This is a genomic window from Phytomonospora endophytica (assembly GCF_014202425.1).
GTDB lineage: Bacteria > Actinomycetota > Actinomycetes > Mycobacteriales > Micromonosporaceae > Phytomonospora > Phytomonospora endophytica.
This window is the reverse complement of sequence record NZ_JACHGT010000032.1, coordinates 1-10,326: the sequence shown is the minus strand read 5'-3', so window position 1 is coordinate 10,326 and position 10,326 is coordinate 1. Positions and strand designations below refer to the sequence as shown.

Sequence of the window (10,326 nt, the reverse complement as noted above, 5' to 3'; positions counted from 1 at the left end):
CCGGTGCGGTAGAGGCGGGTGCCGTCGGTGGTATGGGGGTTGGGAATGAATTTGTCGGCGGTGAGGCCGGGACGCGCCAAATAACCACGCGCGACGTTCGCCCCTCCGAGGTAGATCTCGCCGACCGTGTTGGACGGCACCGGGTTCATCGCCGCGTCAAGGACGTAGATCGACGTGTTGGGAAGAGGAGTGCCCACCTCGACAGGCCCGGGATGTCCGGGCAGGTGCCGCCAGACAGTGGAGTCCACGGAGGCTTCGGTGGCTCCGTACACGTTGTAGAGCTCAATTCCCGGCAGCTGTGCGTAAACCGCCTGCATCACTGTGTCCGTGAGCGCCTCGGCGCTGCACAGCATGACGCGCATACCCGGTTCATCGGCCTGGTCGCGCAGTGCGTCGGCGAGCACTGGGGCATAGGAGGGCACGCAGTGGACGGCCGTGACCCGGTGGGTGAGGCATGTCTCGGCCACGAGGCCGACGTCCTCCCGGGCGTTCGCCGGGGCCAGGACGGTGGCGCCGCCGGCGAGCCAGGGCCAGAACATCTCGGTGACCGAGATGTCGAAACCGAACGGTGTCAGCTGCAGCACCCGGTCGCCGGCGTGGAGCGGTATCCGGTCCTGGAGGCCCAGCAAGTATGCGGCGATCCCCCGGTGCTCGACTTCAACTCCTTTGGGGCGTCCTGTTGAACCGGAGGTGTAGATCGTGTACGCGAGATTCCCTGGAGCCGTGACGCGAACCGGGGGAATCGGCCGTCGCTCCCGGCTGACGTAGATGGGCATCGCGTGCCCCAGCACAAGATGATCATGGGTGGGATCGGTGATGGCGATGTGCGCGCCGCTGTCCTCCAGAATGAACCGGAGCCGATCCTCCGGGTAACTGGTGTCGAGGGGGACATACGCGGCTCCGGCCTTCAGCACTCCGAGGACCGCCACGACCATCGCCGCGCTGCGGGGCAGGCAGATGCCCACCGGGGTCTCCGTCGACACGCCCTCCTCACCCAGAAGATGCGCCAAGGCGTTGGCCCGCTCGTCCAGTTCGCGATAGGTGAGCACCGCGTCCCCATCGATCACCGCCGGAGCGTCAGGGGTGCGCAGCGCCTGTGCGGCGAAGAGGTCGTGCAGCAGGACCGGAGCCGACGGCAGAGCGAGGCCGGTCGCCTGCCGCAGCAGATCGCTCATCTCCGCCGGGCTGAGCATGTCGAGTTCCGACACACGCCGGTCCGGGTTGTCGATCACGGCGTCGAGCAGCCGGTCGAAGCGTTCGATGAATGCCCGGATCGACTCCGGGTGGTAGAGGGTGCTGTCGAACTCGACGCATCCCTCCACGATCCCGTCCCGCTCTGTCAGTTCCCAGGCGAGATCGAACTTCGCCCCATGCCTGGGACGGGGAACGTCAACGCCGATGCACTCGACCCCAGGAAGCGCCAGGGGAGTCGCAGCGTCGACGTGAGTGAGGGTGAACTCGATGTCGAAGAGGGGATTGCGGCCCGGGATCCGCTCCTCGCCCAGCGACTGGAGCAGGCCCAGGAAGGGCGCGTCCTGGTTGTCGAGGAGGTCGATCGTCGCGTCGCGAACCCTGACAAGGAGCTCGGCGAAGGTGGGATCGCCGGAGCAGTCGGCCAGGACGGGCAGCGTGTTGGCGAACAGCCCGACAACGTCCGGGGCCCCGACGGAACTCCGGTTGGCCAGGGTGGTGCCGAGCAGAAACTGTTCTCGTCCGCCATGCCGGAGCACCAGGATGTCCATCACCGACAGCATCGCCATGAACAGGGAGGCACGGTGACCACTCGCGAGTTCACGCAGCGCGGCGACCCGCTCGGCGCTGAACGACACGGGGATCGCCTGGCCGATGACCTGCCGGTCGAATGCCAACCGGGGGGCCGACGGTTCGGCCGGAAGCTCGCCCCTGGGGATGCCGCCGAGAGTCGAGACCCAGGCCGTGCGCTCCCGGGAGCCCGCCGCCTTCAGTTCGTGTTCGGCCCGCCGCCGCACCAGATCCGGGTAGGCCATGTCAACGGCGAACGGCGCACTACGGTCCCCCTTCACCCGTGCGTCGTACATCGCGTACAGGTCCCTGCTGATGATGCCGAGAGACCAGGCGTCGACGACGACATGGTGGGCCCTCAAGAAGAGCACATGGTCGTCCGGGGCGAGCCGGAACAGGGTGAACTCGGCGAGCGGCCCGGTCGAGAGGTCGAACGGCTCGGCCATCTGCGCCGATATGGGCCCGGCGACCAGGCCCGCCGGGTCGATGCCGGGTGGCACATCGACGACGCGCAGAGTCGACCGCGATGGGTCGAGGAGTTTCGGGTGTGGAATCCCCTCTCTCGATACGACCACCGTGCGAAGCTGGCCATGGCGTTCCGCCAGGTCGGCAACAACTTCTTTTAGAACACTCACGTCGAGTGCGCCGAGATAACGCGTCGCCTGGCCGACATTGTAATCGGGCCGGCCAGGGCGCAGAGCGTCCAGGAACCAGAGCCGCTCCTGTTCTGGAGACAATGGTTCGTTCGAAAGGTTCTCGTCGAATTCCACGCGCCAAACGTATGTGCGTCCCCTACTTGCCGCAAGAACACTGATGGTGACGATGGTTATGCACCAAAGTAGGCAACGGTATCACCCAACCGTATCGGGCGAGGCAGCCCAAGGTGCACGCTACCCCCTGCTATTGCCTAAGCGACGACTATCCATTGTCCCATTGGTGCGCGGCCGGACTGAAACTAGATTGAGTTGATCCTTGCCAGAACAATCTAGAGGGATCGGAATGTGAATCCGGCGAAGACGGTTGACACGGTGACCCAGATATGCCGCCGCACGGCGACTCCAATGGTGGAGGTCTCGGTCCTGGTGACCGATCAGAGACATCCGATGCGATTGAAACTGGAAGCGGAGAATCCTTGGGGATCGATCAAGGACCGAACCGCCCGCAGCTTGCTTGACGAACTGGAGAAATCCGCTCCGCTGGAACCCGGCGCCATGATCGTCGAGTCGTCGTCCGGTAACGCCGGCGTCGCGCTGGCGGCCCTGTCGCGGCAGCGTGGGTACCGATTCACGGCGGTGGTCGACCCACGGACCAGCCCCGCCAACATACAGAACATGAAGAAATACGGCGCACTCGTCGACATCGTCACAGATCCGGATGAGTACGGTGGGTATCTCCTCACTCGACTGAAGAGAGTCGAGGAACTGGTCAAGGAGCGCGGCTACCACTGGACCGACCAGTACAGCAGCCCGGCGAACCCCGAGGTGCACTACCGGGAGACCGGGCCGGAGCTCTGGAGTCAGGCAGGCGACGACTGCGACGCGGTGTTCGTCGCCGTGTCAACAGGGGGAACCCTCGCGGGTGTGGCACGTTACCTCCGCGAACTCGACAGGCCGCCGCACATCGAGGCCGTCGACGTCGTCGGCAGCGTCATCTTCGGAGGTGCTTCAGCACCCCGGCGACTGGTCGGCATCGGCTCCTCCCGAAAGTCCGACTTCCTCACCCCCCACCACTACGACGGCCACACCCTGGTCGAGGACGTCGACGCGGTGGGGCACTGCAGAGCACTGTCCGCGGGCACCGGCATCAGGGTCGGCGGATCCAGCGGGGCCGTTCTCGCCGCCGCCACCCGCTTCCTACGACGACATCCGGACACGCGGTCCATCGCGTGCCTGTGCCCAGACGGCGGCGACAGGTATCTCGACAGCATCTACGGCCCGTCCTCACCGGACGAGCCATGGCCCCACAACAGCACTGTCCTGGAGGACATTCGGTATGGATGACGGGTTCCTGTACCTGACCGAGGCCGATGTGATGGCCTCGCTGCCCGACGTTGACGCGGTGGGCGTCATGGCCACCGTGCACCGCAGGCACGCTGAGGGCCGCACGACACTTCCCCAGGAATCGTATCTGCGCTGGACGACCCCTTCGGGCGCCATGGCCCGCAATCTCGCGCTGGCCGGACACCTCGACGGCGCCGTGCCCGAGATGGGCATCAAGGTCATCAACGGCAGCCTGTCGAACCCGGACAACGGCCTCCCCCGCGCCAGCGGCATCACACTGCTCTTCGACCCGGAGACGGCACGGATCAGATGCGTCATGGAGGGTGCCCGGATCAGCGCCGTGCGCACCGCGGCGAACAGCGTCCTCGCGTTCCGCATGTACGCGGGCCCCGACGCCGACACCATGGCCATCATCGGCGCCGGTGTCATCGGCGCGGCACACCTGGACGTCGCATTGGCGAGCCTCCCCACCCTCCGCCACATCCATTTCCACGACGTTGTGGGCGAGCGCGCACGACGAATCCTCGCAGACCGAGCCGCCACCATCACCGCAGCCGGTGTCCGATGCACAGTCGTCGACACGCCGGAACAGGCGGTCCGACGCAGCGACTGGGTGGTCGCGGCGACCACCACGGCCGAGCCCTACATCTCCTGGAACTGGCTGCGCCCACGCGCGGTGGTGTCGAACGTCGGCCTCGACGATGTCCATCACGAGGTGTACGAACGCGCCGCGACTTTGCTCGTCGACGACTGGAGCCTGGTGGCAGCCGACGAATTCCGCACGCTCGGCCACCTACACCGCAGCGGCGTCGTGGCCGCCCCGGACGCGCCGCTCAACGGCGCCGCACGGCGCGTCGACGCGGTCCTCGGCAACGCGCTCGGCCCGGAAACCACCGTCGAGGACGTCGTACCCACACCTGGACTCGCCGCCGCCGAAGGCGTCGTGCTCTTCAATCCGTTCGGCATGGCCATCTGCGACGTCGCCCTGGCCGCGGAGGTCGAGCGCCACGCGCGCCGGCTCGGACTCGGGCAGACGATCCGACGCTGACCATGCGGACGACCGCCGCCAGGGCATGACAACCGGAGGAGAGTGGAAGGCCACATGCACGCCACGCACGCCTACGCCGACACCACCGAGGCGTACCAGCTTCCCAGACTGATAAAACTCGGACCGAACCTGTACGGCATCGCCTTCACCCTCATGAAGATGATCCCGGCGCGCTACATCCTCAACAAGGCACAACGCGACGGCCTCCTCGGTCCCGGCACGGTCATCGCGGAGACGACCTCCGGCACCTTCGGCCTCGCCCTGGCCATGCAGGGCGTCCATCTGGATCGCCGGGTGATCCTGGTCAGCGATCCGGTGATCGACGCGCGCCTGTACCAGCGGCTCACCGACCTGGGCGCATCGGTGGAACGCGTCCCCGAGAGCAGCGCGAGGAAGGCCGGCGGCTACCAGGTCGCCCGGCTGAATCGACTGGCCGAGATCAAAAACGAGCACGAGTCGGTGTTCTGCCCCGAGCAGTACTCCAATCCCGACAACCCACGCTCCTACTCACGGGTCTCCGAACTGCTGGTGGAAACCTTCGGGCAGGTGGACTGCATCGTCGGCCCGGTCGGATCCGGAGGGTCGATGAGCGGCACGGTCTCCTACCTGCGCACCGTCCAACCCGAATGCCGGGCCATCGCGGTGGACACTCATGCCAGTGTCCTGTTCGGCCAGCCCGACGGGCCCCGCGAACTGCGCGGCCTCGGCATGAGTGTCATGCCCACCAACCTCGATCACACCGTCTTCGACAGCGTGCACTGGTGCCAGGCCACGGCGGCCTACACCGCGACCCGACAGCTCCACCAACGTCACGCACTGTTCATGGGACCCACCAGCGGCAGCGCCTACATGGTCGCCCGCTGGTGGGCACAGGCGAACCCCGACGCCCTGACCGTGGCCATGCTCCCCGACGAGGGCTACCGATACCAGCACACCGTCTACGACGACGAGTGGCTCTCCGCGCAAGGACACCACGAGGGCCGACTCCCCACCGAGCCGGTGCTCGTGGACCGACCCGACCAGACCGCAGGCCCCTGGACGACATACGAATGGGCGAGACGCAGCTACACCGACGTCATGGCCTTCGACGCACTGGTCGACACGTGGTAACCCCCAGTCTGGCCCGAGTCGGTCGCATCGCCGGCCAACTCCGCCCGCGGACGCGCACCATCGTGTACGGCGAACTGTCACAAGCAGAACTCGAAACCGAGCTGCCCTTCATGATCCGAGTCGACCGGGCGCACGTGGTGATGCTCGCCGAGCAAAACCTCATCGACCCCGACGCCGCCCGGCAACTCCTCAACTGCATGGCAGACCTCACCGAACAGCGCTACCGGCCACTCCTGTCGCGCCCGGCACCCCGTGGCCTGTACCTGATGTACGAGGGCTACCTCATTGACAGCATCGGCCCGGAGATCGGCGGAGTCCTCCATACCGGCCGCTCGCGCAACGACCTGAAGGCCACCATCACCAGCATGCGCTTTCGGCAGTGGGCGCTGGACTTCAGCGAGCAGGCGACACGACTCGAAGGGGTCTTGCTCTCCCGAGCGCGCGCGTACCGAACAACGACCATGCCGGTTTACACACACTTCCAGGCAGCCATGCCGGCGACCTACGGCTACTACCTCCTCGGCGTGGCGCTCGCCATCGGACGCGAGCTCGACGCCGTCCAGGCCGCAGCCGAGGGACTCAGAACCAGCCCGCTCGGCGCGAGCGCCGTCGCCGGTACCGACCTGCCCATAGACGCGTCCCGCACGGCGGACCTGCTGGGCTTCGCGAACACCACCCTGCACGCGCTGGACGCGGTTGCGAGCAGAGACGTGCCCCTGCGGATACTCGCCGCGGCCACCAGCCTGACGGTCACCCTCAGCAGGCTCGCGACCGACCTGCAGCTGTGGAGCACGACCGAGTTCGGCTTCATCGACTTCCCTGACCGCCTGGTCGGCGGGAGCTCGGCCATGCCGCAGAAACGCAACGCGTTCCTGCTGGAGCACGTCAAGGCCAAACCGGGCCAGGCCTTGGGATCCTGGGCTGCCGCCGCCGGCACGATCGCGTCAACCCCGTTCACCAACTCCATCGAGGTCGGCACCGAGGCCGTCGCGAGCATCTGGCACGGGCTGCGAGCCGCCGAGCACTCGGTCCTCCTCAGCCAGGTCCTCGTCAGCGGAGCCAGGCCACGCAAGACGCGCATGAACGAACGCGCCCAGGCCGGCTTCACCTCGGCGACCTCCATCGCCAACCGGCTGGTGCGGCACGGCGTACCTTTTCGCACCGCACACCACATGGTCGGAGACGCCGTACGGACGGCCGTGGCCGCGAACTCGACGAGCCTCGCCGACTTCGGACCCCCCGGCTGGCTCGACGACATCGGGATGGCGACCGAGGATCTGGCCGCACTGGTGCGCGACCATGTCTTCGGCGGCGGGCCCGGAGCGTTCGCCGAGGCGCACCGGGCGGGCGTCGAACACTGGTCGACGCATCGGCAGTGGCATCAGCGATGGCGCAAGAAGGAGGAGGCGGCGATGGTCGCGTTGACGGAGACGGTCGCGTCCCTGACCGGGCGGGCAGGGCGGACATGAGCGTCGAGTGGCTGATCCTGGTGGAGAGCAACACCACCGGCTCAGGGCGACTCTTCTGCTCCAGGGCACGCGACATCGGCCTGCGGCCGGTCGTGTTCACCCATCGGCCGGACCGCTATCCGTACCTCCGCACCGACGGGATCGACACGCGCACGGTCGACACCACCGACCCGGAGGCGCTGCTCTTGGCCATTGCGGCCCTGGTCGAGGAGGAAGGCGGGCGAGCGGCCGGCGTGACGAGCAGTTCGGAGTACTTCATCGCCGCCGCCAGCACGCTCGCCCATCGGCTGGGGTTGCCGCACGCAGATGCGGAAGCCATACGCGCATGCCGGGACAAGGTCACGCAACGGACGCTCCTGTCGAGGGGCGGCATGCCCGGACCCCGGTTCGCCGCAGCCGCTACCCCAGCGGAGGCGGCCTCGGCCGCCTCCCACATCGGACTGCCCGTCGTGGTCAAGCCGCGGACCGGGTCGGGTTCGATCGGGGTACGGATATGCAGGTCACTCCCCGACGTCGAGGCGGCGGTGTCGGCAATCCTGGAAGCGGACACCGCCGGACTCGCACTTCCGACACAGTCATCGGTCCTTGTGGAGGAATACCTCGACGGCCTGGAGTACTCGGTGGAGGTCCTGGACACGACGGTGGTCGGAGTCACCCGCAAACACCTGGGACCCGAACCGCATTTCGTGGAGATCGGCCACGACTTCCCGGCCGCGCTGGACGCGCTCGAACGAGAGGCGATCTGCGACGCCGCCCTGGAAGCGCTGCGAGTGCTGGGCCTGGGATGGGGCCCCGCCCACGTCGAGCTGCGCCGAACGCCGGACGGATACCGCATCGTCGAGGTCAATCCCAGACTGGCAGGTGGGATGATCCCCCGCGTGGTCGAGGAGGCGTGCGGCATCGACATGGTCCAGCACGTGGTGGCCAAGGCCGTCGGACGAGAGACGACCCCGCGCCCCACACGGGCGCGGTCGGCGTCGATCCGCTTCCTGCTCGCCGGGCGGCCCGGGCGTCTGGCCGAGGTCGGTGGCGTCGAGAGGGCCCGGCTCGTCCCCGGAGTCACGGAGGTCTGCGCCAGCTGGGAACCGGGGTACGACGTGACGATACGCAACTCCTTCCAGGACCGGGCGGCCCACGTGATCGCGGCCGCCGACGACGGCCGGGCCGCGGCACTGGCGAGCGCGTCAGGACTGGCGGCCCTCGTCATCCGCTTCGCCGACGATGGCCATCCGGAGCACCCCACCACCCCGGCGGATCGGGGAACGACGTCTTACGTTCGATCGCCATGATCGAGGAACGGAGGCAGTCCACATGAACTCCACACCCGGCGGTCTGAGCGAGAACGACTCGGTCGTACTCGCCGAGCCCACCCGCGATGCCTTGAGAACGCTGGGCCGCATGCTGGTCGAAGTCGGTTACACAGAGGATGCGATAGCGGAAATCGTCGGCGCCCGCGACCCGGACGAGATGCTGAGTCACACGGCCAACTACGCCTACTTCACCGACGAGGAGACAACGGAACTTGCCACGACCGTGGGCGTCCTGGCCCGCCTGTTCCTTCTCAATCGAGCGGTGCCGGCCCCAGTGGTGCGGACTTCGCTGAAGCGAGAACTGTACGCGACTTTGGAATCGTTGGGCTTTCTGTCGACGGCCCAAGGCGCGTGTCGTGGCACGGTCTCAGTCACGCCGTATCGGTCGCGGCTCTTCCTGTCCGACCAACTGTTCACCAGCAAGGGCCCGCAGAAGGTTCGGCACAGCACCAGGACGGACATGGTCATGCCGCCCCACGCTACGAGCATTTTGTCGCTAAGCGAGGTGCCCGACGTCACGGGAAGCCTTCTTGACGTCGGCTGCGCCGGCGGCTTCTTGTCGATCATGGCGGAGTCGCGCTGCGATCGGGTCGTGGGCATCGATATCAATCCGCGAGCCATCCGCTACGCACGAGCGAACGCCACGATGAACAACACCGCCGCATGGTTCGAAACCGCGGACATCGGAGAATACTCGATCCACGCGAAGAGATCCTTCGACAACCTGCTGTTCAACGCACCGTCACTACCCAGGTTCCGGGCGGAGAACAGCGAGATGGGACAGATGTCCGCACAAGCGGCGTTCATGTTGATCGCAAGTGCGGCACGCCGAACCCTCTGCCGCGGAGGCACGGCACGGATCGTGATCACCGCGGAGGTCCAGGCAAAATTCGGGTCCCTCACCGCAATGGTCGATGAATGGTCGGCATCGGCGGGAGCCCCGGAGACCACCGTTCGTGAACTCGATGCACCCAGCCTGGGAATCACTCCCGAACAGCTGCGGTCCCGCCGCCTTCACGGGCGGAGCCTGCTGGTGACCGAACGGTCCGATGTCGACCTCCTCATGAACGCGCTCCTCGAACGGGACGTCATCGAGGTCGTGCCCGCCGTCATCCGACTCAACATGTAATCGGCCGACCGTGCCGTCCACGCGCTGATGGCTGCGAAGGCGGCTGCAAATCGGTGCGCTTCTTCACGAACCCTGTCTCGTCGACGATCAACACTCTGCCCGCTTCTCCGAGGTGCTCCACTGCCAGGTCACGCACGTCGTCGCGAACCCCATCGACGTCCCAGTCCGCCGACTGCGGCAGCCGCTGCATCCCCGCCGGATGCATCTCGCCGGCATGCTCGGCAATCGTCCAGGCATTCTTCCGTTCCAGACCCGCCACCAGCCCAGATACAAACCGCATGGACCGAGCCCGCGGCTCGGCACGCGCAAACCGCGACCCGATCCGCGCCGTTAACGACTCGACCCCGGCAAACCACCCAGCGACGTCCACACCAACTTCCAACCCACAAGTGTCGCTGCAGTATTAGTACTACAGCTGTGGTTTGTTATTTGTATACTGTGGACTGTGGTGGCGGTTGATCTCGATGCGTGGGTTGCGGGTTTAGACGGTTTGCTGGCG

General features: G+C 66.8%; 7 protein-coding genes and 1 pseudogene. 6 read left to right on the top strand and 2 right to left on the bottom strand.

The features are described 5' to 3' along the window. The coding region (locus HNR73_RS38910) for a non-ribosomal peptide synthetase (protein WP_184793111.1) at window positions 1-2,531 on the bottom strand (2,531 nt) is incomplete at its 3' end. A 291-nt stretch (window positions 2,532-2,822) separates the two neighbouring features. Between HNR73_RS38910 and HNR73_RS38905 the strand changes: the two genes are divergently transcribed. The 6 genes from HNR73_RS38905 (at window position 2,823) to HNR73_RS38880 (ending at window position 9,827) form a co-directional block, all read left to right on the top strand. Then, complete coding sequence (locus HNR73_RS38905) at window positions 2,823-3,761, top strand: pyridoxal-phosphate dependent enzyme (RefSeq protein WP_184793110.1); 939 nt, start codon at window positions 2,823-2,825, stop codon at window positions 3,759-3,761. Continuing rightward, entirely contained in the window at window positions 3,754-4,809 is a 1,056-nt protein-coding gene (locus HNR73_RS38900; protein WP_184793109.1) for an ornithine cyclodeaminase, read from the top strand. The genes HNR73_RS38905 and HNR73_RS38900 overlap by 8 nt, the downstream gene beginning before the upstream one ends. A 54-nt stretch (window positions 4,810-4,863) precedes the next feature. Then, a complete protein-coding gene (locus HNR73_RS38895) occupies window positions 4,864-5,919 on the top strand; it encodes a cysteine synthase family protein (protein ID WP_184793108.1) in 1,056 nt (351 codons plus the stop codon). 110 nt (window positions 5,920-6,029) lie between these two features. Beyond that, the gene (locus tag HNR73_RS38890) at window positions 6,030-7,388 is read left to right on the top strand and encodes an argininosuccinate lyase (protein WP_184793107.1); all 1,359 of its coding nucleotides are present in this window, start codon (window positions 6,030-6,032) and stop codon (window positions 7,386-7,388) included. Beyond that, window positions 7,385-8,677 carry an ATP-grasp domain-containing protein gene (locus HNR73_RS38885; RefSeq protein ID WP_184793106.1) on the top strand — a complete coding sequence of 431 codons (1,293 nt, stop codon included), beginning with the start codon at window positions 7,385-7,387 and terminating at the stop codon, window positions 8,675-8,677. Before HNR73_RS38890 ends, HNR73_RS38885 begins: the two co-directional genes overlap by 4 nt. A 22-nt stretch (window positions 8,678-8,699) precedes the next feature. Beyond that, complete coding sequence (locus HNR73_RS38880; RefSeq protein ID WP_184793105.1) at window positions 8,700-9,827, top strand: methyltransferase; 1,128 nt, start codon at window positions 8,700-8,702, stop codon at window positions 9,825-9,827. A 52-nt stretch (window positions 9,828-9,879) separates the two neighbouring features. Here the strand turns inward: HNR73_RS38880 and HNR73_RS38875 are convergent. Further along, window positions 9,880-10,197 (bottom strand): annotated as a pseudogene (locus tag HNR73_RS38875) (transposase); the annotation flags it as partial. Between the last annotated feature and the right edge of the window lie 129 nt (window positions 10,198-10,326).

What these genes read in the sequence shown, in the direction of transcription:
- HNR73_RS38880 (WP_184793105.1), top strand. Translation starts at nt 8,700, where the DNA reads ATGAACTCCACACCCGGCGGTCTGAGCGAGAACGACTCGGTCGTACTC.
- HNR73_RS38890 (WP_184793107.1), top strand. Translation starts at nt 6,030, where the DNA reads ATGATCCGAGTCGACCGGGCGCACGTGGTGATGCTCGCCGAGCAAAAC.
- HNR73_RS38895 (WP_184793108.1), top strand. Translation starts at nt 4,864, where the DNA reads ATGCACGCCACGCACGCCTACGCCGACACCACCGAGGCGTACCAGCTT.
- HNR73_RS38905 (WP_184793110.1), top strand. Translation starts at nt 2,823, where the DNA reads ATGGTGGAGGTCTCGGTCCTGGTGACCGATCAGAGACATCCGATGCGA.
- HNR73_RS38900 (WP_184793109.1), top strand. Translation starts at nt 3,754, where the DNA reads ATGGATGACGGGTTCCTGTACCTGACCGAGGCCGATGTGATGGCCTCG.
- HNR73_RS38885 (WP_184793106.1), top strand. Translation starts at nt 7,385, where the DNA reads ATGAGCGTCGAGTGGCTGATCCTGGTGGAGAGCAACACCACCGGCTCA.